Source organism: Prosthecomicrobium sp. N25, from assembly GCF_037203705.1.
Lineage (GTDB): Bacteria > Pseudomonadota > Alphaproteobacteria > Rhizobiales > Ancalomicrobiaceae > Prosthecodimorpha.
Genome location: NZ_JBBCAT010000001.1, coordinates 2,649,332 through 2,674,205, shown reverse-complemented (window position 1 = coordinate 2,674,205; position 24,874 = coordinate 2,649,332). Strand labels below are relative to the sequence as shown.

Genomic DNA, 24,874 nt, shown 5'->3' with positions numbered 1-24,874 from the left:
ATTTGCACCCCTCTCGTGCGGGGGCCCTCGTCTGGCGGATCACTGGATTTTACGCGAGATTTTGTCGAGGTCTGTTCTTTGCAACAATGTGACTAACTCTGCGTTAATGCCTCGCGTTAATATTTTTGACTCAACGTTACTCTACGATCAGATACAAAATTTTAAGCGATTTAAGGCGTACTTCCCTTGCGGCATGAGACCGCCATAAGGGGTAGACGATGTCGTTTTTTCCGCGGAAGTCGAGCTTCTCTGGAGGCTCCGACCTGGAGCATTATCGAGCGGTCGTGGACTCGCTCCCGATCGCCGTGATGACATGCGATCCGGCCACCATGATCATCGACTATGCGAACCGAGCATCCGGCGAACTCCTGGGCCGCCTCAAGCACATCCTGAAGCTGGAGCCGAATGCGATCGTCGGGACCAACATCGACCGGTTCCACGCCAGTCCCGAGCATCAGCGCCGCCTGCTCGCCAATCCAGCGAACCTCCCGCACACGGCACAGATCCGGCTCGGGGACGAGGTCCTGGACCTTACCATCACGGCGGTGCGAAACGGGCGGGGCGACTATGTGCGCGCGGCCCTGACCTGGAACATCGTGACGGAACGGGTGAAGGCCGACCGGGACGCCAAGCGGCTGCTGCAGATGCTCGACAAGATGCCGATCAACGTCATGACTTGCGAGCCCGGCACGTTCCGGATCAACTACGTGAACCAGACCAGCATCGCGACGATGCGGAATCTCGAGAAGTACCTGCCCATCAAGGCGGACGCGCTGCTCGGGTCCTCGGTCGACGTGTTCCACAAGAACCCGGCCCATCAGCACCGCATGCTGTCGGATCCGTCGCGCCTGCCGCACCGGGCGGTCATCCGCGTCGGGCCCGAGACGCTGCAGCTCGACGTCTCGGCCATCACGGACGAGAAAGGGACCTATCTCGGACCGATGCTGTCCTGGTCAGTCATCACCGACAAGGTCAAGATGGCCGAGGACGTGACGGTGGTCGTGGAGGCGATGAACGAGGTCGCGGCCGGGCTCGAAACCGCCTCCTCGGACCTGAACACCATTTCGCGCGACGCGCAGGCGAAGGCCTCCTCGGTCTCGGCGGCCTCGCAGGAGATGAGCGCGTCCATCAAGGAGATCACCGAGCGGATGGCCGAGACCGCGCAGGTCTCCGCGCGCGCCAGTTCCGAAGCCGAGGTCTGCTCGACCCGGATGGGGAGCCTGGCCACCAAGTCCGCCAAGATCGGCGACATCGTCAACATGATCGAGGCCATCGCGGACCAGACCAAGCTCCTGGCCCTCAACGCCACCATCGAGGCCGCGCGCGCGGGTACGGCGGGGCGCGGCTTCGCGGTCGTGGCCTCGGAGGTCAAGGCCCTGTCCGAACAGACCAGCCGTGCCACGGAGGAGATCCGCAGCCAGATCTCGGAGATGCAGAAGGACACGGCGGCGGCTGTCCAGTCGACGCGCGACATCACCCGGGTGATCGGCGAGATCCGGGAGTTCACGACCGCGGTCGCGGGCGCCATGGAAGAGCAGCAGGCGGCGACCGACGAGGTCTCCTCGCTGATCTCCGGGGTGACCCATGCCGCCGACACAACCCTGACGTCCGCCTCCAACGTCGCCGAGATGGTCGGCCGCATCAAGATCGCGACCAGCAAGAACTCGCAGATCGAAGCGTTCCTGAAGTCCTGACGGAGGTCCGACGGGGGGCGTTGTGCGTTGGGTTGGCCCGTGCTACCGCGCGGGTTTCCGGTGACCCGCGGAGCCGGCCAATGCGCGCTCTGTCCTCGAGCCTCGCCGTCCTGTTCCTCCTGGCCTGGGTCGGCATCGCGCCGGCCCAGCCGAGCTTCGACTGCGCGACCGCAACGGGCGCAGCCGAACGGGCGATCTGCCTCTCGCCGAGACTGTCGGCCGACGACCGCCGACTCGACGAGGCGTACCGGCGGGCCAGGTCCAGCCTGGGAGACGCCGAGCGGGAAGCCTTGCGGGCCGGCCAGCGCGACTGGATCCGCCGGAGGAATGCCTGCGGCGCCGACCCGGCCTGCCTCGCGGAGGCCTACCGGTCGCGCCTGCAGGAGCTCGGCACCCTCGCCGCGCCGCCGCCCGGCCCCGCAGACGAGGCGGCTCCCGCCGGCGGCTTGCCTTCGCTGGCCCGGAGCCTCGGCGGCATCGCGCGCGTCGAGCCTGGGCCGAACGGCACGGCGATCGCCGTGACGGCTCCCGGCGAGCGCGTTACCCTGATCGAGAAAACCGGCGTGATCTCAGCCGGCTACCCCTGGTTCCTCATCCGATTCGAAGGCGGCCGCGGCTACCAGTGGGGCGGCGACCTCTGCACGGAAGGCGTGCCGCAGCCCGGCACGCGGCGGACCTGCTGAGGCCGGCAGCAAGGGATGATCGGCGCCGGCCAGCCTGTCTCGCCACGGTTCCGCCGTCCGCTCCCTGGATGGCTCCTGCAGTCCGGCCGGACCGAACCGACCGCCCCCGAGAGCCTCACATCTCCAGGTCGAACTTCTCCGGGTCGTTGTGGGCGGCGCGGATCCAGCGGACGGTCTTGGAGGAGGAGCGCATCACGATCGTGTGGGTCACGATGCGGCGGCGGCCGAACTTGACGCCCTGGAGCATGTTGCCGTCGGTCACACCCGTGGCGGCGAAGAGGACGTCGCCCTTGGCCATGTCCTCGTGGCTGTAGATCCGGCGCGGGTCGGTGATGCCCATCTTGGCGGCGCGCTCGATTTTCTCTCGCGTGTCGAGGACGAGCCGGCCCTGCATCTGGCCCCCCGTGCAGCGCAGCGCCGCGGCGGCGAGGACACCCTCGGGCGCACCGCCGGAGCCGAGGTAGATGTCGATGCCGGTCTCGGCCGGCTCGGTGGTGTGGATGACGCCGGCCACGTCGCCGTCGCCGATCAGCCGGATGGCACAGCCGGTCGCGCGCACCTCCTCGATCAGTTTGGCGTGGCGCGGCCGGTCGAGGATGCACGCGGTCACCTCGGAGATCGGCACCATCTTGGCGTTGGCGAGCGCCTGGATGTTCTCGCCCGGAGGGGCGTCGATGTCGATCAGGTTCTTCGGATAGCCGGGCCCGATGGCGATCTTCTCCATGTAGACGTCGGGGGCGTAGAGGAGCGCGCCCTCGCTCGCCAGGGCGATGACGGCGATGGAGTTGGGCAGGTTCTTGGCGCAGATCGTCGTGCCCTCGAGCGGGTCGAGGGCGATGTCGACCTTCGGGCCGCGGCCGGTGCCGACCTTCTCGCCGATGTAGAGCATCGGCGCCTCGTCGCGCTCGCCCTCGCCGATCACCACGGTTCCGTCGATCGAGAGGTTGTTGAGCTCCGCCCGCATGGCGTTGACGGCGGCCTGGTCGGCGGCCATCTCGTCGCCCCGACCGCGAAGGCGCGCCGCAGCCACGGCGGCCCGCTCGGTCACCCGCGCCAGCTCGATGGAGAGAACGCGATCGAGACGGATGTCCTCGCCGACCCCGCCGGGGGCATGATTGACGGTCATGGCTGCTGCGTCCTTCTCTTCTTTCGCGCTCAAAGCGGCTCGATGCGGATGAACTGCGGTTCGCCCGCGACATGGCCGTCCTCGCGGATGCGGTCCAACGCCTCGCGGATCGCGGCCTCGGTGGTCTCGTAGGTGATCATGATGATCGACTGGGGGTCGGCCGGCGACTGGGTCGCGGTCGCGGCCTGGTGGGGCGCGCGCTTGCGCTGGACGATCGATTCCAGCGAAATGCCGCGCTCGGCCATGCGGGTCGCGATGGAGGCGAGCGCGCCGGGACGGTCGTGGACGGAGAGGCGGACGTAGTAGCCGCCCTTGTGGGCGCGCACGCCGGCGGGCCGGTAGGGCTCCATGTGCTCGGACGGGCGGCCCATGACGTCGAGCGCCGTGCCGCGGGCGATGTCGGCGATGTCGCCGACGACCGAGGAGGCGGTGGCGTCGCCGCCGGCCCCGGGGCCGACCAGCATCAGGCGGCCGACGAAGTCTCCGTCGACCGAGACCGCGTTCAGGACGCCGTCGATGCGGGCGATGGCGGAGGCCTTGGGCACGAGGGTCGGGTGGACGCGCTGCTCGATGCCGGTCTCGGTGCGCTCCGCGATGCCGAGGAGCTTGAGCCGGTAGCCTAGTTCGTCCGCGGCCTCGATGTCCGACAGGGTGATCGACTGGATCCCCTCGACGTAGATCGAGTCCACGTCGATCTCGGTGCCGAAGGCGAGGCTCGTCAGGAGCGCGAGCTTGTGGGCGGCATCGAAGCCGCCGATGTCGAAGGTCGGGTCGGCCTCGGCGTAGCCGAGCCGCTGGGCCTCGGAGAGGCAGGCGCCGAAGGAGAGCTGTTCCTGCTCCATCCGGGTCAGGATGTAGTTGCAGGTGCCGTTGAGGATGCCGGCGACGCGGCTGACGCGGTTGCCGGCGAGCGCCTCGCGCAGGGTCTTGATGATCGGGATGCCGCCGGCGACGGCCGCCTCGAAGTTGAGGCTGACGCCCTTCTTCTCGGCGAGCCGGGCGAGCTCGTTGCCGTGGCGGGCGAGCAGCGCCTTGTTGGCGGTGACCACGTGCTTGCCGGTCTCGAGCGCGGCGCGGACGCTCTCCTCGGCCGGCCCCGAGGCGCCGCCCATCAATTCGACGAAGACGTCGATGGACGGGTCCATGGCGAGCTTCACCGGGTCCTGGAACCAGTTCACGTTGCCGATGTCGATGCCGCGGTCGCGGGTGCGGTCGCGGGCGGACACGGCCCGCAGCACGATCGGACGGCCGCAGCGCAGGGCGAGGTCCTTGCCGTGCCGGTCGAGGAGCCGGACGACGGAGGCCCCGACGGTACCGAGGCCGGCGAGGCCGAGACGGAGACTGGACTGCATCGGACGATGGATCTTTCGCGAAACGGAGGACGCCGGCGCCCGGGGGCGGGCCGCCGGCCGGACGGATCAGCGGCGCGCCGACATGGGGATGACGTTGTGCAGGATCTTGTCGGCGCCGTCGAAGAAGCGGCGGACGTTGCGGGCGGCCTGGCGGATGCGCTGCTCGTTCTCGACCAGCGCGATGCGCACGTAGTCGTCGCCGTGCTCGCCGAAGCCGATGCCGGGCGCGACCGCGATGTCCGCCTTCTCGACCAGGAGCTTGGAGAACTCGAGCGAGCCGAGGTGGCGGAACTTCTCCGGGATCGGCACCCAGGCGAACATGGAGGCCCTCGGGGCCGGGATGTCCCAGCCGGCCTTGCCGAAGGCATCGACCATCACGTCGCGGCGCTTTTTGTAGGTCTCGCGGATCTCCGCGATGGCGGCGTCGCCGGCATTGAGCGCCGCAGCGGCGGCGACCTGGATCGGCGTGTAGGCGCCGTAGTCGAGGTAGCTCTTGACGCGGGCGAGCGCCGCGATCAGCCGCTCGTTGCCGACCGCGAAGCCGATGCGCCAGCCGGGCATCGAGAAGGATTTCGACATGGAGGTGAACTCGACGGCCACGTCGAAGGCGCCGGGAACCTCCAGGATCGAGGGCGGCGGCTCGTCGTCGAAATAGATCTCCGAATAGGCGAGGTCGGAGAGCAGGAAGATGCCGTGCTTCTTCGCGAAGGCCACGCAATCCTTGTAGAACTCGAGATCGGCGGTGACCGCGGTCGGGTTCGACGGGTAGCAGAGCACGACGGCGAGCGGCTTGGGGATCGAGTGGATCACCGCCCGCTCGAGCGCCTCGAAGAAGGCCGGGCCGGGCTCGCAGGGGATCGAGCGGATCACGCCGCCGACCATCAGGAAGCCGAAGGCGTGGATCGGGTAGCTCGGGTTCGGCGTCAGGATCACGTCGCCGGGGGCGGTGATCGCCTGCGCCATGTTGACGAAGCCCTCCTTGGACCCGAGCGTCGCGACGACCTGGGTGTCCGGGTTGAGCTTCACGCCGAAGCGGCGGTCGTAGTAGGCGGCCTGGGCCCGGCGCAGCCCCGCGATGCCCTTGGACGCCGAATAGCGGTTCGTGCGCGGCTTGCCGACCGTCTCGATCAGCTTCTCCTCGATGAAGCGGGGGGTCGGCAGGTCCGGGTTGCCCATGCCGAGGTCGATGATGTCGGCGCCGTTCGCCCGCGCCTGGGCCTTCAGACGGTTGACCTGCTCGAACACGTACGGCGGGAGCCGTCGGATCTTGTGGAACTCGTCCATCGCAGCGTTTCCTTCCGAAGGTCGGGCCGGGACCGCCTCGCATCCCGGTCGTTGCATCTCAGCATGGCGCCCCAGCCGGCTGAATCGCGACAGCCATAGCGCCGGGGCCTGCGTTTTACCAGATGTGCGGCCGAGGCCGATACGGGGATTCGTCGTCGCGGGCGGGGCTCCCGGGCCCACGAAAGCGCCAGCTCCCGCGAAGGCATCGGGAAACCGCCGGACACGACGAGAGTCTCTGTTGTAGGCGGGCGGTCGACCTGCCAAATAGGAGTCACCCGGAGGCAAGCGGCCCGGGCGTGCGTCGCCGATCCGTCGTCGGCCCATGCCACCCGAGACGAGAAGCCGCGACCCCGAAAGAGGCCGAGGAGACGCAGTGCCCATGCCCGGCGAAGGCGACAACCCGCTCCTGCAGTACATCATCAAGAATCCCGAGGCCTTCGCGCACAACCTCGCCCGCGCCGTGGAACAGGCCGGCCGGGCCGCGGCCGCCTACATGAAGCCCCGCGAGGAGGGCAAGGCGCGCGACGAACTGGCCGACGAGCTCGCGCATGTGTTCAAGACGCTGGCGCAGGTCGGCGACTACTGGATGCGCGATCCGCAGCGCGCCGTGGAGGCCCAGACCAAGCTCTGGACCGGCTACATGGAGATCTGGAACCGGTCGCTGAAGCGGATGGCCGGCGAAGCCGCCGAGCCTGCCTTCAAGCCCGACCCGCGCGACAAGCGCTTCCAGGACCCGGAGTGGAACGAGAACCGGTTCTTCGACCTCCTGAAGCAGATGTACCTGGCCACGTCCCAGTGGGCCGAGGAGATCGTCGACCGGGCCGAGGGGCTGGACGAGCACACCCGGCATAAGGCCGAGTTCTTCATGCGCCAGATCACGAGCGCGCTGGCGCCCTCGAATTTCCTGCTGACCAACCCTGAGCTCCTGCGCGAGACGATGTCGTCGCACGGCGAGAACCTCGTACGCGGCCTCCGGATGATGGCGGAGGACATCGCGGCGGGGGGCGGCGACCTGAGGATCCGGCAGGCGAGCCCGGGCACTTTCAAGGTCGGCGAGAACCTCGCGACCACGCCCGGCAAGGTCGTCTACCAGAACGAGGTCTGCCAGGTCCTCCAGTACGAGCCATCGACCGAGACCGTGCTGAAGCGGCCGCTCCTGATCGTGCCGCCGTGGATCAACAAGTTCTACATCCTGGATCTCAATCCGGAGAAGAGCTTCATCCGCTGGGCGGTCTCGCAGGGCCACACGGTCTTCGTCATCTCCTGGGTCAACCCGGACCAGCGTCAGTCCGAGAAGTCGTTCGAGCACTACATGCGCGAGGGCATCCTGACGGCCCTCGACGTGATCGAGCAGGCGACCGGCGAGCGGCAGGCGAACACGATCGGCTATTGCGTAGGGGGCACGCTGCTCTCCGTCACGCTCGCCTACTGCGCGGCGGTCGGCGACGACCGGATCAAGAGCGCGACGCTCTTCACCACGCAGGTCGACTTCAAGTATGCCGGCGACCTGAAGGTCTTCGTGGACGAGGAGCAGATCCGCGTCATCGAGGAGCGCATGAAGGAGAAGGGCTATCTCGAGGGCAAGAAGATGGCCTCGGCCTTCAACATGCTGCGCTCGAACGACCTGATCTGGCCCTACTTCATCAACAACTACATGAAGGGCAAGGAGCCCTTCCCGTTCGACCTGCTCTACTGGAACTCCGACTCGACCCGGATGCCGGCGGCGAACCACAGCTACTACCTGCGCAACTGCTACCTGGACAACAAGCTGACACGCGGCGAGATGGAGCTGGCCGGGATGAAGCTGGACCTGAAGAAGGTCAAGATCCCGGTCTACAACCTCGCCGCCCGCGAAGACCACATCGCGCCGGCGCGGTCGGTGTTCGAAGGGTCGAAGTATTTCGGCGGGCCGGTCCAGTACGTGCTGGCGGGGTCGGGCCACATCGCGGGCGTGGTCAACCCCGCCTCCAAGCCGAAATACCAATACTGGACCGATGGCCCTGTGAAGGGAACGCTCGAGGAGTGGATCGCCAAGGCGACCGAGAACCCGGGCACCTGGTGGCCGCACTGGCAGACCTGGGTCTCCGGCCTCGCCCCCGAGACCGTCAAGGCCCGCAAGCCCGGCGGACGCAAGCTGAAGCCGATCGAGGACGCACCGGGGAGCTATGTGAAGGTCAGGGCGTGAGGGACGGGCGACAGGGCCTCTGCCGCCCGGGTCTCGGCCCCAATGACGGGTACCGGGAGGTCGGCGTCGGAAAGCGGGATCCCCTGCACAGCCCTTATACCGGAGCCTCCACCGCCCCCTCTCCCCCGCATCCCCGGCCGGAGCGCAGCGGAGAGCCGGGTCCAGCGCCCGATATCGGCGGTCCCTTCACGTAGGCGATGGGGAGAGCGGGGCCGGCGTCGCCGTATCCCGGCCTGACGGATGCCCCCTCACACCCCGTAGACCTGGTCCGCCCGCTTCTCGAAGGCGCCGGCGAATTTGTGGAAGGCGCGGTCGAAGACGGCGCCCATGAGGGCGCCGAGGGTGCGGCTCTTGAACTCGTAGGCGATGTAGAAGCCGACCTCGCAGCTCTTCTCGCCGGTGGGCACGAAGGTCCAGCGGTTCTCCAGGCTGCGGAAGGGGCCGTCGAGGTATTCGACCAGGATGCGGTTCTCGGCCGGCTCCAGGGTGACCCGGCTCGTGAAGGTCTCGCGGAAGACCTTGTAGGCGACGGTCATGTCCGCGATCAGGACGGTGCGCCCGTCGTCGAGATCCTGCCGGCCGCGGATGCGCAGGGCCTCGCAGAGGGGCACGAACTTCGGATAGCTCTCCACGTCCGCCACCAGGGCGAACATGTCCGAGGCCGCGTGCTTCACCCGGTGCCGGGTCTCGAACTTCGGCATCGGCGGCTCAGCGTCCGGCGGCCGCGCGGGCGGCCTTCAGCTTCTCGAAGTCCTCCCCGGCGTGGTGTGAGGAGCGGGTGAGCGGGCTCGAGGACACCATCAGGAATCCCTTGGCGTAGGCGACGGTTTCATAGGCCTTGAACTCCTCGGGCGTGACGAAGTTCAGGACCGGGTGGTGCTTCTTCGTCGGCTGCAGGTACTGGCCGATGGTCAGGAAGTCGACCTCGGCGGAGCGCAGGTCGTCCATGAGTTGGAGCACCTCGTTCCGCTCCTCGCCGAGGCCGACCATGATGCCGGACTTGGTGAAGAGGGTTGGGTCGATCTCCTTGACCTGCTGGAGCAGGCGGATCGAGTGGAAGTAGCGCGCGCCGGGGCGGACCCTCAGGTATTTCGACGGGACGGTCTCGAGGTTGTGGTTGAAGACGTCGGGCCGGGCCCGGACGACCACCTCGAGGGCGCCCGGCTTGCGCAGGAAGTCCGGCGTCAGGACCTCGATGGTGGTGCGCGGCGAGCGGGCGCGGATGGCGGCGATCACGGCGGCGAAATGGCCGGCGCCGCCGTCGTCGAGGTCGTCGCGGTCGACGGAGGTGATGACCACGTGGGCCAGGCCGAGCTTGGCGACGGCCTCCGCGACGCTCTCCGGCTCGGTCCGGTCGAGCGCCTCGGGCATGCCGGTCTTGACGTTGCAGAAGGCGCAGGCCCGCGTGCAGGTGTCGCCCATGATCATGAAGGTGGCGTGCTTCTTCGACCAGCACTCGCCGATGTTCGGGCAACCGGCCTCCTCGCACACGGTCACGAGCTTGTTCTCGCGCACGATCGCCCGGGTCTCGTTGTAGATCGGCGAGCCCGGGGCCTTGACGCGGATCCAGTCGGGCTTGCGCGCGATCGGCTGGTCGGGCCGGTGGGCCTTCTCGGGGTGGCGGGGCTTCAGGCCCTTGGCGGTATCGAGCAGGGTGACCATGATGCACTCCGGATGGGGCCCCGGCGGGGGCGCCGGCCGAGAACGTCTCGCCGGTCTATATGGCGTGTCCCGTCGCCCCGGACGACCCCTCCTTCCGGCGAGGTTCGCCAGGATTTCGGCCGCGGTTCACTCCACCCGCGCGCCCTCGACGAATTTGACCGGCGCGACCGGGCGGCCGCGCGGGTCGAGTTCGATGCCGACGGTGCGACCGGCGGCACCCTTGGGCGGCTCCGCGAGCGTGATGGTGCCCGCGAAACCCTTCTGCTCGTAGCCGACCGGCTCGGGGCCGCCCCGGGCCTCATAGGCGAGCGAGGAGACGCCCTTGGTCGGGATGATCCTGACCTGCCAGACGACCCCGACCGGGGCGCCGCAGTCCGACCGGGTCACCTCCCAGTCGGTCCCGCTCGACCGGCCCTTCGCCTTCACCTCCGCCGGGCAGAAGTCCCGGCTGCCCCACCAGACGACCACGAAGGGACCGATGATGAAGACCAGCGCAGCGAGGGCGAACGCCGAAACGATGAGGCGGTTGCGGAAGCGGGTCGACCGGGCCGCGGCACTCTCTTCTGACGACAAGACGTTCACTCCGACGGACCCTCTCCGCCCGCCGGACGCGTCCGGTCAGGCGATCATGCGCGCGATCAGCACCACGACGACGGCTCCGATGGCGGAGACGACGATCTGCTCGGCGAGCTGGTTGCCGAGACCCAGGCGGATGCCGAGCGCCTGGACCAGGATGCCGCCCACGAAGGAGCCGATCAGACCGGTGACGATATAGCGGACGAGGCCTCCGCCGCCCACCAGGAAACTGGCCAGCCAGCCGGCCACGAGGCCGATCAGGATCCAGATGACGATCGACTTCGCATCCATCGCGATTGCCTCCTCAGGATGTCAGCCAGCTCCAGACGATGATGATCGCGACCGCGATGGCGGCGAGCGCGTACAGCAAGCTGGCGAAAGACGGGATCAACCAGGCCGCCAGGGCCACGCCGATCAGGAGCAGAAGCAGGAGGACCCACCAGCCCGGATGTACGCCGCGCATTCCCCCTCCCCGTGCCCCGTCACATGTGGATCACGCGCCCCTCCGAGTCGAGGACGCTCTCGTGCATCATCTCCGAAAGGGTCGGGTGCGGGAAGACGGTGTGGATCAGGTCTTCCTCCGTGGTCTCCAGGTTCATGGCGATGACGAAACCCTGGATCAGCTCTGTCACCTCCGCGCCGACCATATGGGCACCCAAGAGGCGGCCGGTCTTCTTGTCGAAGATCGTCTTGACGAGACCGTCGGGCTCGCCGAGCGCGATCGCCTTGCCGTTGCCGATGAAGGGGAAGCGGCCGACCTTCACCTCGTAGCCGGCCTCGCGGGCCTTCTTCTCGGTCAGGCCGACCGAGGCGACCTGCGGGTGGCAGTAGGTGCAGCCGGGGATCATGGCCTTGTCCATCGGATGGACGTGCTTGCCGGCGATCGCCTCCAGGCAGATGACGCCCTCGTGCTCGGCCTTGTGGGCGAGCATCGGCGGGCCGGCGACGTCGCCGATCGCGTAGAGGCCCGGCACCGAGGTGCGGCCGAGGCCGTCGGTGACGATGGTGCCGCGATCGGTCTTGACCCCGAGTGCCTCGAGGCCGAGCCCCTCCACGTTGCCCACGACGCCGACGGCCGAGATCACCCGCTCGACCGTCAGGGTCTCGGTGCGGCCGTCCTTGAACTCGAGCGTCGCCGTCACGCTGTCGGCGCCGCGATCGAGCTTCGTCACCTTGGTCTCGGTGTGGATCTTGAGGCCCTGCTTCTCGAACTGCTTGCGGGCGAGCTTGGAGATCTCCTCGTCCTCGACCGGCATGACCTGCGGCAGGACCTCGACGACCGTCACCTCGGCGCCCATGGTGCGGTAGAAGCTCGCGAACTCGATGCCGATCGCGCCGGATCCGACCACGAGGAGCGACTTCGGCATGCGGTCGGGGACCATCGCCTCGAAATAGGTCCAGACCAGCTTGCCGTCCGGCTCCAGCCCGGGCAGCACGCGGGGCCGCGCCCCGGTCGCCACCACGACGTGCTTCGCCTTGTAGTCGCCCGCGCCCTTGGCGCCGCGCGGGGCCGGGTTCGGCTTGCCGTATTCGGTGTCGTTGGCCGGGGCGACCTTGACCACCCCGCCGCCGCCGAGGCTGGCGCGGCCCCAGATGATGTCGACCTTGTTCTTCTTCAGGAGACCGGTGACGCCCATGTTGAGCTGGCCGGAGACGCCGCGCGAGCGCTTGACGATGGCCGCCGCATCGAAGCCGACGCCCTGGGCGGAGAGCCCGTAGGCCCCGGCGTGGGTCATGTAGTGGTAGATCTCGGCGGAGCGGAGCAGCGCCTTGGTGGGGATGCAGCCCCAGTTCAGGCAGATGCCGCCGAGGTGCTTCGCCTCGACCACGGCGGTCCGGAAGCCCAGCTGCGCCGAACGGATCGCGGCCACGTAGCCGCCCGGCCCGCCGCCGATGACGATGACGTCGTAGTCAGACATAGGCTTCGCCTCTCCTCGCTCTCGGCCGCCCGGGGCGGCGAAGCGGCTATGGTTCGAGACGCCGGACGCGGGCGTCCATCGCCTTGAGCTCGCCGCGGATCATTTCGATGTCGGCCGTGTCGAGGCCCAGCTGCCCGAAGGCGACCTGAATGTTTCCCTTGAGCTGCCCGGTCTGCTCCCGCTGGTCGAGCAGGAGGGCCTTGATCTCGGCGAGGGCCGGCATCATGAGGTCCGTCATGTCGCCCATTGCCGCCGCCTCCCGCACCGCCTGCCTCAGACAAGCATGCTCATCGGCTTCTCGATCAGGTCGCGGAAGGCGGCGAGCAGCTCGGCGCCGAGGGCACCGTCGATGGCGCGGTGGTCGCAGGAGAGCGTGCAGGTCATCTGCTGGACTACCTTGATCTCCCCGCCGCGCACGACCGCCCGCGGCTCGCCCGCGCCAACCGCCAGGATGGTGGCGTGCGGCGGGTTGATGATCGCGGTGAAGTGCTTCATGCCGTACATGCCGAGGTTGGAGACGGCCGTGGTGCCGCCCTGGTACTCCTCGGGCTTCAGCTTGCGGGCGCGGGCGCGGGCCGCGTAGTCCTTGGCCTCGTTGGCGATGGCGGAGAGCGACTTCGTCTCCGCCTTGCGCACGATCGGGGTGATGAGGCCGCCCGGCAGGGCGACCGCGATGCCGACATCGGAATGGCGGTGTTTCACCATGGCGCCCTCGGTCCAGGACACGTTGCAGTCCGGGATACGCTGGAGCGCCAGGGCCAGGGCCTTGATGACGAAGTCGTTGACCGAGATCTTGTAGGCGGGCTTGCCGTCCTTCGCGGGGGCCGCCGCGTTGATCTCCTCGCGGAGCTTCATCAGGGCGCCGATGTCGCAGTCGACGGTCAGGTAGAAGGTCGGAACCTGAAGGTTGCTCTCGCCGAGGCGCCGGGCGATCGTCTTGCGCATGCCGTCATGCGGGACGAGATCGTAGGAGCCGGGCTCGAAGAGCTTCAGGATGGCCTCGTCCGACGTCGCGGGCGCGGGTGCCGCCTTCGGGGCCGGTGCCGCGGTCGGGGCGGCGGCGGGGGCCGCGGCGGGCGCGCCGGCCTTGGCGGTTCCGGCCTTCACGGCGGCCTCGACGTCGCGCTGGATCACGCGACCGCGCGGGCCGGTGCCCTCCACCTTGGCGATGTCGATGCCGGCCTCGCGAGCGATGCGGCGGGCGAGCGGCGAGGAGAAGATGCGGTTGGCGCCGGAGGCGGCGGCCGGCTGGGCGGCGGGGGCGCCGGCCGGGGCCGGGGACGTGGCCTCGCTGGTGCGCTCGGAGGGGCGCGGTGCCGGGGCGGCCTCGGCCTTCGGGGCGGCGGCGGGCTGGGGCGCGGGCGCGGCCCCTGCCCCGCCGGCGGCCGCGGCGACGTCCTCGCCCTCGCCGGCGAGCACTGCGATCGGCGTGTTGACGGCGACGTCCGCCGTCCCTTCCGCGACAAGGATCCTGGCGAGCGTGCCCTCGTCGACCGCCTCGACTTCCATAGTCGCCTTGTCGGTCTCGATCTCGGCGAGCACGTCGCCGGCCTTGACGCTGTCGCCTTCCTTCTTCAGCCACTTGGCCAGGTTGCCCTTCTCCATCGTGGGCGACAGGGCCGGCATGAGGATATTGGTGGGCATCGAATTCCCCCTCGAACGTCGGATCTTGTCACGGGCGCCCGGAGCGGGCCGGGTGCCTACGAAGAGGCCGCGGGGGACGGGTCGGTCCCCGCGGCCGGGGGATCAGCGGTAAGTGACCGCCCGGACCGCGTCGATGACCTCCTGGACGCTCGGCAGGGCGAGCTTCTCGAGGTTCGCCGCGTAGGGCATGGGGACGTCCTTGCCGGTGACCTTGAGGACCGGGGCGTCCAGGTAGTCGAAGGCCTCGGCGACCAGCCGCGCGGCGATCTCGGAGCCGATCGAGCACTGCGGCCAGCCCTCCTCGACGGTCACGCAGCGGCCGGTCTTCTGGACCGAGCGGATCACCGTCGCCATGTCGAGCGGGCGCAAGGTCCTGAGGTCGATCACCTCGCAGTAGATGTGCTTCTTGGTCAGCTCTTCCGCGGCCTTCATGGCGTAGGTCATGCCGATGCCGAAGGACACGATCGTGCAGTCGTGGCCGGGCCGGGCGACCTTGGCCTTGCCGATCGGGACGACGAAGTCGCCCTTCGGCACCGGCATGGTCTGTCCGTAGAGGATCTCGTTCTCCAGGAAGACCACCGGGTTGGGGTCGCGGATCGCGGCCTTGAGCAGACCCTTGAAGTCGGCCGCCGAATGGGGCTGGACGACCTTCAGGCCGGGCACGCTGCTGTACCAGGCCGAGTAGTCCTGGCTGTGCTGGGCGGCGACGCGGGCGGCGGCGCCGTTCGGGCCGCGGAACACGATCGGGGCACCCATCTGGCCGCCGGACATGTAGAGCGTCTTGGCGGCCGAGTTGATGATGTGGTCGATCGCCTGCATGGCGAAATTGAAGGTCATGAACTCGACGATCGGACGCAGCCCGGTCAGCGCCGCGCCGACGCCGAGGCCGGCGAAGCCGTGTTCGGTGATCGGGGTGTCGATGACGCGCTCGGGGCCGAACTCCTGCAGGAGGCCCTGGGTCACCTTGTAGGCGCCCTGGTACTCGGCGACCTCCTCGCCCATCACGAAGACGGTCGGGTCGCGGCGCATCTCCTCCGCCATGGCGTCGCGCAGGGCCTCGCGGACCGTCTGGTTCACCATCTCGGTGCCGGCCGGATACTCGTCCTCCTCCGGCGTCTCCTCCGGCGCTTTCGGCTGGGCCGGGACGCGGCCCTGGGAGGCCGCTTCCGCGGCGGCGTCGTGCTTGGCGGGCTCTCCGGCGAGGGTCGCCGTCTCGCCGGGCTTCGGCGCGGCCGAGGCTGCGGGCGCCGCGGCGGGCGAGGCGCTCACCGCGGAGGCGTCCTCGCCCTCCGCCGCGATCACGGCAATGGGCGTGTTCACCTTGACGCCCTCGGTCCCGGCCTCGACCAGGATCCTGGCGAGCGTGCCCTCGTCGACGGCCTCGACCTCCATGGTCGCCTTGTCGGTCTCGATCTCGGCGATCACGTCGCCGGCCTTGATGGTGTCGCCCACGGCCTTCAGCCACTTGGCGAGCTTGCCTTCCTCCATGGTGGGGGAAAGCGCGGGCATCAGGATCTCGGTCGCCATCTCTGCCGTCTCCCCCTCACTTCACGATGTCGGTCCAGAGCTCCGACACGTCGGGCTCGGGGTCAGTCTGGGCGAACTCCGCCGCCTCCTGGACGATGTCGCGGACCTCGGCGTCGAGCTTCTTCAGGTCGGCCTCGGTGATCTGGCCGCCCGCGAGCAGGCGGCTCCGGACCTTTTCGATCGGGTCCTGCTCGGTGCGCATCTTCTGGACCTCCTCCTTCGACCGGTACTTGGCCGGGTCGGACATGGAGTGGCCGCGGTAGCGGTAGGTCAGCATCTCGAGGATGTAGGGGCCCTTGCCCGACCGGGCGTGGTCGAGGGCGCGGGTGGCCGCCTCGCGCACGGCGCGGACGTCCATGCCGTCGACCTGCTCGCCGGGGATGTCGAAGGAGACACCACGCTTGGAGAAGTCGACCTGCGCGGAGGCGCGGCTGACCGACGTGCCCATGGCGTACTTGTTGTTCTCGATGACGTAGACGACCGGAAGGTGCCAGAGCGAGGCCATGTTGAAGCTCTCGTAGACCTGGCCCTGGTTGGCGGCGCCGTCGCCGAAGTAGACCACCGCGACGTTGCCGTTCTTGCGGTAGCGGTTGGCGAAGGCGAGGCCGGTGCCGAGCGAGACCTGGGCGCCGACGATGCCGTGGCCGCCGTAGAAGTGCTTCTCGACGGAGAACATGTGCATCGAGCCGCCCTTGCCCTTGGAGTAGCCTCCGCGGCGGCCCGTGAGTTCGGCCATGACGCCCTTCGATTCCATGCCGCATGCGAGCATGTGGCCGTGGTCGCGATAGCCGGTGATGACCTGGTCGCCCTCGATCTGGGCCATCTGCATACCGACCACCACGGCCTCCTGGCCGATGTAGAGGTGGCAGAAGCCGCCGATCAGGCCCATGCCGTACATCTGGCCGGCCTTCTCCTCAAAGCGGCGGATGAGGAGCATCAGGCGGTAGGCGGAGAGTTCCTCCTCGACCGTGAAGGGCGCCGGTCCGGCGTCGGGCTTCGTCTTGGCAGCGGCTCTGGCCATGCGTTTCCTCCGGCGTCGGCGTCGTGCGACTTTTCGCTGCACGAACATAGCCCACGCTGGGGGCGGATCAAGCCATCGGCGGCGATGGCTTGCATCGATGCAAGCCTTTGATGCGCCGCACAAAAGTTTTGATTAACAGAAATCCAGTTACTTCGGCTTGCTCAACTTATTTCTTGTTAATGGCCGCGACGAGCCCCGCTTTGTAGACCACGACCTCCCCGGGCTTCACGTATCCCAGGATATCGCGGGCGCGCTCGTCGAGCATGTCGCTCTCCAGGCTCTGCGCCCGCAGCAGCGAAACCCGCCGCTCGATCTCGGCCTTCTCGGCCTGCACCTCCGCCATGGTGGCGTTCAGCTTGGCCTCCTCCCGGTCTAGGGCCCGGCGGGCCTCGATGCCGAACGACCCGTGCCAGCCGTGCCAGGCGAAATAGCCCGAGAAGCCAAGGGCGATGAGGGGCAGGATCAGGGGACGGAGGATCGATTTCTTGTGCTGACGCGTGGACATGCCGAGGATACGCCGTGCTACGCGGGACTGAACAGCGCCCGGTTGGCCCGGACGTCCCGCATTGCAGCAGCACAGGGTTAACGCCACCTTTCGGGTCCCGGCGGCAGGCGTCACAAAAAGAAGAAGCCGCGCCCGGGGCGCGGCTTCGGGTCGTTCGGGGACTTCCCGTCCCGCTCACTTGGCGCAGACGAGGACCGTCCGGGCACCGTCGCCGTTGCAGGTGGCCCCGTCGTCGCTGTTGACGATGGGACCCGACATGGTGCCGGTGCAGAGGGCGCTGATCATCATCTCGCCGGTTCCGCACGTGGCGCTCGAGCCACCCGTGACCTTGCGCAGCGTGATGCCGCCGAGCACCGTGTTGCCGGACGAGGCCGCGACGCCGGCCGGGCCCGCGGGACCGGCGGGTCCGGGAGGGCCCGGAGGACCGGCAGGTCCCTGGGGGCCTGCGGGGCCCGCAGGACCGCGGGGTCCGGCAGCGCCGTCGGCACCCTTCGGGCCGGCGGGTCCCGGAGGACCGGCGGGCCCTGCCGCGCCGACCGGACCGGCTTCGCCATTGCGGCCGGCCGGGCCGGCCGAACCCTGGGCGCCCGCCGGACCGGGCGGTCCGGCAGGCCCGGGCGGGCCGGCGGGGCCGACGTCACCCTTCGGACCGGGATCGCCCTTCGCGCCGGTCGGACCGGTCGCGCCTTGCGGCCCCTCGCAAGCGGCCAACCCGACGGCCAGCAGCATCGCCACACTCAAACGAGCAAATTTCATAAAGCCCTCCCAACGGAACTTCGGACGCCAGTCTGCAAGTCGCGGGGCGAGAGTCAATCGTCCCGCCACGCAGGGCTGCCGCAAGGCGATGCGCGTTTTTTCCGTGGGATGGGAGGATCGGCGCAACAGGGTCCCCGAGGCCCCCGCCGCAAAGGACCGCTCCACCGCGAACGACGGCAGGGAACGCCCGGCCCCGGCGCGGGCAGCGGCAGGTCCGCGGCCCATTGTCCCGCTCCGGCGTTTTTCCGGGATCGGCTCAGGGGAAGAGGCCGACCTGCTCCAGAGCCAGGGTCTCGGGCCAGCCCATCATGACGTTCATGTTCTGGATGGCGTGGCCGGAGGCGCCCTTCACGAGGTTGTCGAGCACGCACATGATGATGGCGCGACCCTGGCGGCGGTCCTTGGCGACGCCGATCTGGACGAAGTTCGAGCCGCGCACGTGGCGCGTCTGCGGCGCGGCGCCGAAGGGCAGGACCTTGACGAAGTGCTCGCCGGCGTAGCGTTCGGCGAGGATGCGGTGCAGGTCCTCGGCGCTGCGGCCGCTCACGAGGCGCACGTAGATGGTCGACAGGATGCCCCGGTTCATCGGCACGAGGTGCGGGGTGAAGGAGGCGACGACCGGCCGGCCGGCGGCCTTGGAGAAGCCCTGCTCCAGCTCCGCCATGTGCCGGTGATGGCCGACCCCGTAGGCGTGGAAGCCCTCGGAGACCTCGGTGAAGAGGTTGGCCTCCTTGGCGGACCGGCCGGCGCCGCTGACGCCGGACTTGGCGTCGATGACGATCTCGTCCGGATCGATCGCCTTCGCCTCCAGGAGCGGAATGACGGGGAGCTGGCCGCAGGTGGTGTAGCAGCCCGGGTTCGCGACGAGGCGCGCCCGGGCGACCTCGGCGCGGGCGAGCTCGGTGATGCCGTAGACCGCCTCGGCCTGGAGTTCGAGCGCCTTGTGCTCGTGCCCGTACCAGTAGGCGTAGGCGGCCGGGTCGGAGAGGCGGAAGTCGGCCGACAGGTCGACGATCCTCACCCGCTTCGGCACGGCCTTCAACACCTCCTGGGTGGTGGCGTGCGGGAGCGCGCAGAAGACGAGGTCGATACCGTCCCAGTCGAGCTCGGGGATCGCGACGAGGCGCGGGAGGTCGATCCCGTAGAACTGGGGGAACGCCTCGGCCATGGTCGAGCCCGCCTTGCGGTCGGCCGTCAGCGCCGCGATTCGGACGCGCGGATGCACCAGCAGCATGCGCACGAGCTCTGCGCCCGTGTAGCCGGAAGCACCCAGAATGGCGACGTCGATCTTGTCCGTCATGGCGTGACCCTCTCGCGGGAGCGGGTGATATGGCGGATTTGCGCCGCCGAATAAAGACCCAATCCTTCGCGCCCGCACAAACGGCCGTGATCAGGACCCTGTGCGGTCCTTCAGCACGAGCGGCAGGCCGGCCGCCACGAAGGTGACCCGGTCGGCGACGGCGGCGACCGTCTGGTTGAGGCGGCCCTGCAGGTCCCGGAAGCGGCGGGCGAGGGCGTTCTCCGGCACGATGCCGAGCCCGACCTCGTTGGATACCAGGATCACCGGCCCGGCGAGCCCGGCGAGCGCCTCGGCCAGTTCGGCGGCGGCCGCGCCGGGGTCCGGGGCGGCGGGGTCGAACATCAGGTTCGTCAGCCAAAGGGTGAGGCAGTCGACCACCACGATGCGGTCCGGCGCTGCCGCGCGGCCGAGCGCGTCGGCGAGGCGGAGCGGCTCCTCGTGGGTCGTCCAGCGGTCGCCCCGGTCGGCGCGGTGGCGGGCGATGCGCTCGGCCATCTCGGCGTCGCCGGCGGTCGCGGTGGCGATCATGTGGAGGTCGCGCCCGCTCTCGCGAGCCCGCGTCTCGGCGAGGCGCGTCTTGCCGGACCGCGCGCCGCCGAGCACGAAATCCACCGCCGGCACTTCCGCCTTACCGTCCGCCGCCATCGCGCTTCCCCGCTCCCGTCCAGCCTCCCGATTAGACCGGATCCGGCCCCGGAGAAACACCGATCCGCGCGCTCTTCGGTCGCCGGGACTGGAACCGCGGAGGCCGCCTCACCATTTTCCACATTGTCGGCGGCCGGGCTTGGCAAGGCCGGACGACGCTGCTATAGCCACCGCCGCCGCGCCGCCCAGGCGTGATCCGCGATAGCTCAGTTGGTAGAGCGTTCGACTGTTAATCGAATGGTCGCAGGTTCGAGTCCTGCTCGCGGAGCCAGTTTCGAAGAGGGGTCGGACCCGGTGTCCGGCCCCTTTTTCATGACCGCGGGGCGATGCTCCGCGAAGCTCGAACCGACGGGAAGGCCGGCCCGCGCGGGCCCCGTTGCCGCTGAAGCGCCGGCCCGGCACGCCGCCACGATCGGAGCGCCACCGGAGGGCGCCGGGCCCTGCCGCAGTGCGGAATCGATGTTTTCCGCCCGTGAGTTGACGGCGGGAGCCCCGGGATGGCACAGTTTCCCTGCGCTGCACGCCTCAGCAAAACAATCGAGTGCGGCAGCGGGGGGATCGTAATGAGAAACAGAGGCATCGTCGGATTCCGACGGCGAATCGTCTCGGCATGGCGCCCGCTACGGTCCGCCACCGAACGCTATCCGCGCGTTACTCTCGCCGTCTTCGCGCTTGCCGTGTTCGCTTTCGTGGGCACCGCGGTCGACTATTCCAACCGGGCGCTGGCCCGCGCGGATCTGCAGGAGGCCCTCGACGCCGCCTCGCTTTCGGCCGTCAAGGACATCGACATGAAGTCCGACGACGAGGTGCGCAAGACGATCCAGGCGATGATCGAGCGGCGGCTCGTGCCCGACCAGGATCTCGCGAGCCTCGAGGTGGCGGTGGACCGCAAGTCGAAGCGGCTGCGCTGCAAGGCCTCGGTCCGCGTCGATACGACCATCACGGCCCTGATCGGCCCGGCTTTCCACGAGGTCGCGGCCGCGAGCGACACCTCGGTGGCGGTCGCCATGGCGATGCCGCGCTGACCCGCCCCGCGGGTCTCGCCTTCTGATCCCGGCCGTGCGAGTCTCCCCCGAGACTCGCACCAGCCCCTTTGCATGCGCCCGGACATCCTCACCCCGCTCTTCGCCTCCCTCGCCGGGCTCGCCGGGGTGGGACCGAAGACCCAGCGCCTGTTCGACCGCCTCGTCGCCCCCGGGGGCGAGACCGGCGGGACGGCGCGCATCCTCGATCTGCTGTTCCACCTGCCGACCGGCGTGGTCGATCGCCGGAATGCGCCGGGCATCGCGCGCGCGGCCGAGGGCGCCGTCGTGACCCTCGAGGTCAGGATCGACCGGCACCGCCCGCCGCCGCCGGGGAGTCGCGCGCCCTACAGGGTGATGGCCCAGGACGACACCGGCGAGATCGCGCTCGTCTACTTCCATGCCAAGGGCGACTGGCTGCAGAAGCTGCTGCCCGAAGGCGAAAGGCGCGTCGTCTCCGGGCGGGTCGAGTGGTTCAACGGCGCCCCGCAGATGCCGCATCCGGACTACGCGGTGGCGCCGGAGGCGCGCGACACGATCCCGGCGGTCGAGCCCGTCTACCCGCTGACCGAGGGGCTGACGCCGCGGCTCGTCGCGCGGGCCGTGGCGGGGGCGCTGGAGCGCCTGCCCGCGCTGCCGGAGTGGCAGGACCCGGACTGGCTGCAGGCGCAGGGGCTGCCCGCCTTCGCGGAGGCTCTGCGCTCCGTTCACGCGCCCGCCGGGCCGCTCGACCATCCGGCGACCGCCAAGGCCATGACGCGTCTCGCCTATGACGAGCTTCTCGCCTCCCAGCTCGCGCTCGCGCTCGTGCGCCGTGACCTGAAGCGCCGGCCGAAGCCGCCACGCCCGGGCGACGGGCGGCTGAAGGCGCGGATCCTGGCCGCCCTCCCCTACAGCCTCACCGGATCCCAGGCTGCCGCGGTCGCCGAAATCGAGGCCGACATGGCCCGGCCCGAGTGCATGATCCGGCTCCTGCAGGGCGACGTCGGGGCCGGCAAGACGGTGGTCGGCCTGCTGGCGGCGGCGCGGGCGGCGGAAGCCGGGGGGCAGACCGCGTTCATGGCGCCGACCGAGATCCTGGCCCGCCAGCACTTCCGCACCCTGGAGCCCCTCGCCCGGGCGGCAGGGCTCGGCATCGCCATCCTGACCGGCCGGGAGAAGGCCCGCGACCGCGAGGCGGCGATGGCCGGGCTGGCGGACGGGTCGATCTCGATCGTCGTCGGCACGCACGCGCTGGTGCAGGGCCCCGTCGTCTTCCGCGACCTGGCGCTGGCGGTGGTCGACGAGCAGCATCGCTTCGGCGTCCACCAGCGCCTCGCCCTGGCCGCCAAGGGGCCGGGGACCGATCTCCTGGTCATGACCGCAACGCCGATCCCGCGCACGCTGATGATGTCCTACTTCGGCGACGTGGACATTTCCCGCCTCACCGAGAAGCCCGCGGGCCGCAAGCCGGTCGAGACGCGGGCGGTGCCGGTGGAACGCATCGGCGAGGTGGTGGAGCGGCTCGCCGGCGCCATCGCGGACGGGGCAAAGGTCTACTGGGTCTGCCCGCTGGTGGAGGAATCCGAGACGGTCGACCTGGCGGCCGCCGCGGAGCGGGCGGGCGACCTCGGTCATGCGCTCGGGCCCGTGGTGGGCCTGGTGCACGGCCGCCTCAAGGGGGCCGAGAAGGACGAGGTGATGCGCCGCTTCCAGGGCGGCGACCTTCGGGTTCTCGTCGCCACGACGGTCATCGAGGTCGGCGTCGACGTGCCGGACGCGACCATCATGGTGATCGAGCATGCCGAACGCTTCGGGCTGTCGCAGCTCCACCAGTTGCGCGGGCGGGTGGGCCGCGGCCGCGACGCCTCGACGTGCCTCCTGCTCTACAAGGGGCCGCTCGGGGAAACCGCCAAGGCGCGGCTCGCCATCATGCGCGAGACGGAGGACGGGTTCCGGATCGCCGAGGAGGACCTGCGCCTGCGCGGCGGCGGCGAGATCCTGGGGGCGCGCCAGTCCGGTTTGCCCGGCTTCCGCCTGGCCCGCCTCGACCTCCACTCCGACCTGATGGCGGCGGCCCGCGACGACGCCCGCCTGATCCTCGCCCGCGACCCGGACCTGTCCGGCCCGCGCGGCCGGGCCCTGCGCACCCTGCTCTACCTCTTCGAGCGGGACGAGGGCGTGCGGCTGCTCCGGGCAGGGTAACCGCCGGGGACGCCGGCCTTCATCCCATGGAGACGAGACCGCCATGTCCGAGACCCCGGCGAAACATGCCGTCCCGACCGCCCGCTGCGCCCTGACCGGCGCGGAGTACTCCCGGCGGGACCTGGTCGACATCGACACGATCTGGCCGGGCCTCGCCGAGCGGATCCGGCGGGACCATCCGGACCTGCCGACCGACGCGCTGATCTCCCGGGCGGAGGTCGCCCGCTACCGCAACCTCTATTTCCGCGACATCATCACGGCGGAACGGGGCGAGCTGACGGAGCTCGGACGGCAGGTGGCGGAAAGCCTCGCCAACCAGGAAACCGTCGTCGCGGACACGGAGCGGGCCTACGAGGCGCGGCGGAGCTTCGGCGAACGCGTCTCCGACAATCTCTCCTCCTTCGGAGGCAGCTGGACCTTCATCATCGCCTTCGGGGTGGTGCTCGTGGCCTGGGTCGGGGTCAACGCGCTCTGGGGCCAGGGCGCCTTCGACCCCTTCCCGTTCATCCTGTTGAACCTCGTGCTCTCGTGCCTGGCCGCCATCCAGGCACCGATCATCATGATGAGCCAGAAGCGCCAGGAGGCAAAGGACCGCATCCGCTCGGAGAACGACTACCGGGTGAACCTCAAGGCCGAGCTGGAAATCCGGCACCTGCACGAGAAGATGGACCACCTCCTGTCCCGGCAGTGGCAGCGGCTGGCGGAGATCCAGGAGTTGCAGATCGAGATGATCCAGGAGACGCGCGGCCGCCGGTGACTCGAGGCCGGGCTCGGAGGCACAGGTGTGCCCGCATTTGAGGCGCGCGGCCACACAGGAACCACTTGCCGATTGGTTCGACCGGCTTCTAGGATGGTCCCGTCACGACGAGGCCAAGCCCGGGAGCGACCCCGCTGCCGGTTCAGGTCTTCTGCGCGGCCAGGAGCACTCCTGGCCGGACGCAGGAGGCTCGGGAGAGCGAACCATTGTCGGCAGTGATCATGGACGCCGAGCTGCCCGGACCGGACCCTGAGGGGTCGCCGAACGCCGTGACGGCGCTGGAGCGGCTGCGGGTCCGGCTGGAGGACGCCGCCCGCTCGGGGGAGCGGCAGCTGCCGCCGGAGCGGCAGCTCGCGGCCGAGCTCGCGGTCGGGCGCGGGGCGCTGCGCCGGGCACTTGAGGTGCTCGAGGCCGAGGGTCAGATCTGGCGCGTCCAGGGCAAGGGCACGTTCCTCGGCAGCCGCCCGCCCTCCGCCGACGGGCTCGACGGGCTGTCGAGCCGGACGAGCCCGGCGGAAATGATGGAGGTGCGGCTCGAGGTGGAGCCGACGCTGGCGCGGCTCGCGGCCCTGCGCGCCACCGCCGAGGACATCGAGATGATGCGCCGGGTCGCCCGCCGCATCGCGGCCGCGCCGGACGCGGAGGCGCGCGAGCTCTGGGACGGCGCGCTGCACCACCGGATCGCGGAGGCCGCGGGCAACCGGCTCTTCGTCGGACTTTTCGAACTGATCGACAAGGTGCGCCAGGACGCGACCTTTCAGTCCTTGCGCGAGCGCGCCCGGGCGGGCGCCGGGCAGGCGCTGCTGCATGTCCAGCACGACCGCATCATCGACCGGATCGCGGCCCGGGACGCGGCCGGCGCCGAGGCGGCCATGCGCGAGCACCTGGAGACGGTCGCCCGCCGGCTGGCCGCCGCGATGGGCGGACGGGTTCCCCTGGCTCCCGCGGCCGGGCCCTTCGCCGAAGGTGACGCCGATGGCTGAGCCGGCCGGCACGACGCTGCCGAACGCTGTGGTCAGCCCGGGACGGGCG

Annotated in this window: 23 protein-coding genes and 1 tRNA gene; 8 read left to right on the top strand and 16 right to left on the bottom strand. The window is 69.7% G+C overall.

Annotation, left to right across the window (positions count from 1 at the left end):
• The first annotated feature begins 218 nt into the window (after positions 1-218).
• Positions 219-1,694: a methyl-accepting chemotaxis protein gene (locus tag WBG79_RS12200; protein WP_337357373.1), complete on the top strand. Its 1,476-nt coding sequence runs from the start codon at positions 219-221 to the stop codon at positions 1,692-1,694.
• An 80-nt stretch (positions 1,695-1,774) separates the two neighbouring features.
• Entirely contained in the window at positions 1,775-2,377 is a 603-nt protein-coding gene (locus WBG79_RS12195; RefSeq protein WP_337357372.1) for a lysozyme inhibitor LprI family protein, read from the top strand.
• Positions 2,378-2,492: 115 nt separating this feature from the next.
• Here WBG79_RS12195 and glpX read toward each other — a convergent pair whose 3' ends face one another.
• From glpX to WBG79_RS12180, 3 genes are all read right to left on the bottom strand, one after another.
• Positions 2,493-3,503, bottom strand: a complete 1,011-nt coding sequence (gene glpX / locus WBG79_RS12190; protein WP_337357371.1) for a class II fructose-bisphosphatase — start codon at positions 3,501-3,503, stop codon at positions 2,493-2,495.
• Positions 3,504-3,532: 29 nt separating this feature from the next.
• Positions 3,533-4,855: a homoserine dehydrogenase gene (locus WBG79_RS12185; RefSeq protein WP_337357370.1), complete on the bottom strand. Its 1,323-nt coding sequence runs from the start codon at positions 4,853-4,855 to the stop codon at positions 3,533-3,535.
• 66 nt (positions 4,856-4,921) lie between these two features.
• Positions 4,922-6,139: an LL-diaminopimelate aminotransferase gene (locus WBG79_RS12180; protein WP_337357369.1), complete on the bottom strand. Its 1,218-nt coding sequence runs from the start codon at positions 6,137-6,139 to the stop codon at positions 4,922-4,924.
• A gap of 379 nt (positions 6,140-6,518) precedes the next feature.
• On the opposite strand from WBG79_RS12180, the gene phaC reads away from it, so the two are divergent.
• Positions 6,519-8,324 carry a class I poly(R)-hydroxyalkanoic acid synthase gene (gene phaC, locus WBG79_RS12175; protein WP_337357368.1) on the top strand — a complete coding sequence of 602 codons (1,806 nt, stop codon included), beginning with the start codon at positions 6,519-6,521 and terminating at the stop codon, positions 8,322-8,324.
• Positions 8,325-8,572: 248 nt separating this feature from the next.
• Here the strand turns inward: phaC and WBG79_RS12170 are convergent, their stop codons facing one another.
• From WBG79_RS12170 to cobU, 13 genes are all read right to left on the bottom strand, one after another.
• Positions 8,573-9,025 carry a type II toxin-antitoxin system RatA family toxin gene (locus WBG79_RS12170; protein ID WP_337357367.1) on the bottom strand — a complete coding sequence of 151 codons (453 nt, stop codon included), beginning with the start codon at positions 9,023-9,025 and terminating at the stop codon, positions 8,573-8,575.
• Positions 9,026-9,032: 7 nt separating this feature from the next.
• A complete protein-coding gene (gene lipA / locus WBG79_RS12165; protein ID WP_337357366.1) occupies positions 9,033-9,986 on the bottom strand; it encodes a lipoyl synthase in 954 nt (317 codons plus the stop codon).
• A gap of 126 nt (positions 9,987-10,112) precedes the next feature.
• Complete coding sequence (locus tag WBG79_RS12160; RefSeq protein ID WP_337357365.1) at positions 10,113-10,559, bottom strand: hypothetical protein; 447 nt, start codon at positions 10,557-10,559, stop codon at positions 10,113-10,115.
• Between the two features lie 45 nt (positions 10,560-10,604).
• Positions 10,605-10,853 (bottom strand): GlsB/YeaQ/YmgE family stress response membrane protein, encoded by a 249-nt coding sequence (locus WBG79_RS12155; protein WP_337357364.1) that lies wholly within the window; start codon positions 10,851-10,853, stop codon positions 10,605-10,607.
• A gap of 13 nt (positions 10,854-10,866) precedes the next feature.
• A complete protein-coding gene (locus WBG79_RS12150) occupies positions 10,867-11,025 on the bottom strand; it encodes a hypothetical protein (protein WP_337357363.1) in 159 nt (52 codons plus the stop codon).
• Between the two features lie 19 nt (positions 11,026-11,044).
• Positions 11,045-12,481, bottom strand: coding sequence for a dihydrolipoyl dehydrogenase (lpdA, locus tag WBG79_RS12145; protein ID WP_337357362.1), 1,437 nt, complete (start codon positions 12,479-12,481; stop codon positions 11,045-11,047).
• 46 nt (positions 12,482-12,527) lie between these two features.
• Positions 12,528-12,728, bottom strand: coding sequence for a hypothetical protein (locus WBG79_RS12140; protein WP_337357361.1), 201 nt, complete (start codon positions 12,726-12,728; stop codon positions 12,528-12,530).
• A gap of 26 nt (positions 12,729-12,754) precedes the next feature.
• Positions 12,755-14,125 (bottom strand): pyruvate dehydrogenase complex dihydrolipoamide acetyltransferase, encoded by a 1,371-nt coding sequence (locus tag WBG79_RS12135; RefSeq protein WP_337357360.1) that lies wholly within the window; start codon positions 14,123-14,125, stop codon positions 12,755-12,757.
• Between the two features lie 102 nt (positions 14,126-14,227).
• Positions 14,228-15,652, bottom strand: coding sequence for a pyruvate dehydrogenase complex E1 component subunit beta (locus WBG79_RS12130; RefSeq protein WP_337357359.1), 1,425 nt, complete (start codon positions 15,650-15,652; stop codon positions 14,228-14,230).
• 16 nt (positions 15,653-15,668) lie between these two features.
• Positions 15,669-16,673: a pyruvate dehydrogenase (acetyl-transferring) E1 component subunit alpha gene (pdhA, locus tag WBG79_RS12125; RefSeq protein ID WP_337357358.1), complete on the bottom strand. Its 1,005-nt coding sequence runs from the start codon at positions 16,671-16,673 to the stop codon at positions 15,669-15,671.
• A 166-nt stretch (positions 16,674-16,839) separates the two neighbouring features.
• On the bottom strand, positions 16,840-17,178 hold the full coding sequence (locus WBG79_RS12120) for an FtsB family cell division protein (protein ID WP_337357357.1): 339 nt from the start codon (positions 17,176-17,178) through the stop codon (positions 16,840-16,842).
• Between the two features lie 1,012 nt (positions 17,179-18,190).
• A complete protein-coding gene (argC, locus tag WBG79_RS12115; RefSeq protein WP_337357356.1) occupies positions 18,191-19,234 on the bottom strand; it encodes an N-acetyl-gamma-glutamyl-phosphate reductase in 1,044 nt (347 codons plus the stop codon).
• Between the two features lie 90 nt (positions 19,235-19,324).
• The gene (gene cobU, locus WBG79_RS12110; RefSeq protein ID WP_337357355.1) at positions 19,325-19,879 is read right to left on the bottom strand and encodes a bifunctional adenosylcobinamide kinase/adenosylcobinamide-phosphate guanylyltransferase; all 555 of its coding nucleotides are present in this window, start codon (positions 19,877-19,879) and stop codon (positions 19,325-19,327) included.
• Positions 19,880-20,074: 195 nt separating this feature from the next.
• Here cobU and WBG79_RS12105 point away from each other — a divergent pair.
• The 5 genes from WBG79_RS12105 (at position 20,075) to WBG79_RS12085 (ending at position 24,825) form a co-directional block, all read left to right on the top strand.
• A tRNA-Asn gene (locus tag WBG79_RS12105) sits at positions 20,075-20,150 on the top strand.
• A 226-nt stretch (positions 20,151-20,376) separates the two neighbouring features.
• Positions 20,377-20,904 carry a Tad domain-containing protein gene (locus tag WBG79_RS12100; protein WP_337357354.1) on the top strand — a complete coding sequence of 176 codons (528 nt, stop codon included), beginning with the start codon at positions 20,377-20,379 and terminating at the stop codon, positions 20,902-20,904.
• 72 nt (positions 20,905-20,976) lie between these two features.
• A complete protein-coding gene (gene recG, locus WBG79_RS12095) occupies positions 20,977-23,085 on the top strand; it encodes an ATP-dependent DNA helicase RecG (protein WP_337357353.1) in 2,109 nt (702 codons plus the stop codon).
• 43 nt (positions 23,086-23,128) lie between these two features.
• Positions 23,129-23,842, top strand: a complete 714-nt coding sequence (locus tag WBG79_RS12090) for a DUF1003 domain-containing protein (RefSeq protein ID WP_337357352.1) — start codon at positions 23,129-23,131, stop codon at positions 23,840-23,842.
• Positions 23,843-24,057: 215 nt separating this feature from the next.
• A complete protein-coding gene (locus WBG79_RS12085; RefSeq protein WP_337357935.1) occupies positions 24,058-24,825 on the top strand; it encodes a FadR/GntR family transcriptional regulator in 768 nt (255 codons plus the stop codon).
• Positions 24,826-24,874 lie beyond the last annotated feature (49 nt).

Bases quoted from the DNA above. Each gene is read 5' to 3' on its own strand.
- WBG79_RS12200 (WP_337357373.1), top strand. From the start codon at position 219: ATGTCGTTTTTTCCGCGGAAGTCGAGCTTCTCTGGAGGCTCCGACCTG.
- WBG79_RS12195 (WP_337357372.1), top strand. From the start codon at position 1,775: ATGCGCGCTCTGTCCTCGAGCCTCGCCGTCCTGTTCCTCCTGGCCTGG.
- glpX (WP_337357371.1), bottom strand. From the start codon at position 3,503: ATGACCGTCAATCATGCCCCCGGCGGGGTCGGCGAGGACATCCGTCTC.
- WBG79_RS12185 (WP_337357370.1), bottom strand. From the start codon at position 4,855: ATGCAGTCCAGTCTCCGTCTCGGCCTCGCCGGCCTCGGTACCGTCGGG.
- WBG79_RS12180 (WP_337357369.1), bottom strand. From the start codon at position 6,139: ATGGACGAGTTCCACAAGATCCGACGGCTCCCGCCGTACGTGTTCGAG.
- phaC (WP_337357368.1), top strand. From the start codon at position 6,519: ATGCCCGGCGAAGGCGACAACCCGCTCCTGCAGTACATCATCAAGAAT.
- WBG79_RS12170 (WP_337357367.1), bottom strand. From the start codon at position 9,025: ATGCCGAAGTTCGAGACCCGGCACCGGGTGAAGCACGCGGCCTCGGAC.
- lipA (WP_337357366.1), bottom strand. From the start codon at position 9,986: ATGGTCACCCTGCTCGATACCGCCAAGGGCCTGAAGCCCCGCCACCCC.
- WBG79_RS12155 (WP_337357364.1), bottom strand. From the start codon at position 10,853: ATGGATGCGAAGTCGATCGTCATCTGGATCCTGATCGGCCTCGTGGCC.
- WBG79_RS12150 (WP_337357363.1), bottom strand. From the start codon at position 11,025: ATGCGCGGCGTACATCCGGGCTGGTGGGTCCTCCTGCTTCTGCTCCTG.
- lpdA (WP_337357362.1), bottom strand. From the start codon at position 12,481: ATGTCTGACTACGACGTCATCGTCATCGGCGGCGGGCCGGGCGGCTAC.
- WBG79_RS12140 (WP_337357361.1), bottom strand. From the start codon at position 12,728: ATGGGCGACATGACGGACCTCATGATGCCGGCCCTCGCCGAGATCAAG.
- WBG79_RS12135 (WP_337357360.1), bottom strand. From the start codon at position 14,125: ATGCCCACCAATATCCTCATGCCGGCCCTGTCGCCCACGATGGAGAAG.
- WBG79_RS12130 (WP_337357359.1), bottom strand. From the start codon at position 15,652: ATGGCGACCGAGATCCTGATGCCCGCGCTTTCCCCCACCATGGAGGAA.
- pdhA (WP_337357358.1), bottom strand. From the start codon at position 16,673: ATGGCCAGAGCCGCTGCCAAGACGAAGCCCGACGCCGGACCGGCGCCC.
- WBG79_RS12120 (WP_337357357.1), bottom strand. From the start codon at position 17,178: ATGTCCACGCGTCAGCACAAGAAATCGATCCTCCGTCCCCTGATCCTG.
- argC (WP_337357356.1), bottom strand. From the start codon at position 19,234: ATGACGGACAAGATCGACGTCGCCATTCTGGGTGCTTCCGGCTACACG.
- cobU (WP_337357355.1), bottom strand. From the start codon at position 19,879: ATGGCGGCGGACGGTAAGGCGGAAGTGCCGGCGGTGGATTTCGTGCTC.
- WBG79_RS12100 (WP_337357354.1), top strand. From the start codon at position 20,377: ATGGCACAGTTTCCCTGCGCTGCACGCCTCAGCAAAACAATCGAGTGC.
- recG (WP_337357353.1), top strand. From the start codon at position 20,977: ATGCGCCCGGACATCCTCACCCCGCTCTTCGCCTCCCTCGCCGGGCTC.
- WBG79_RS12090 (WP_337357352.1), top strand. From the start codon at position 23,129: ATGTCCGAGACCCCGGCGAAACATGCCGTCCCGACCGCCCGCTGCGCC.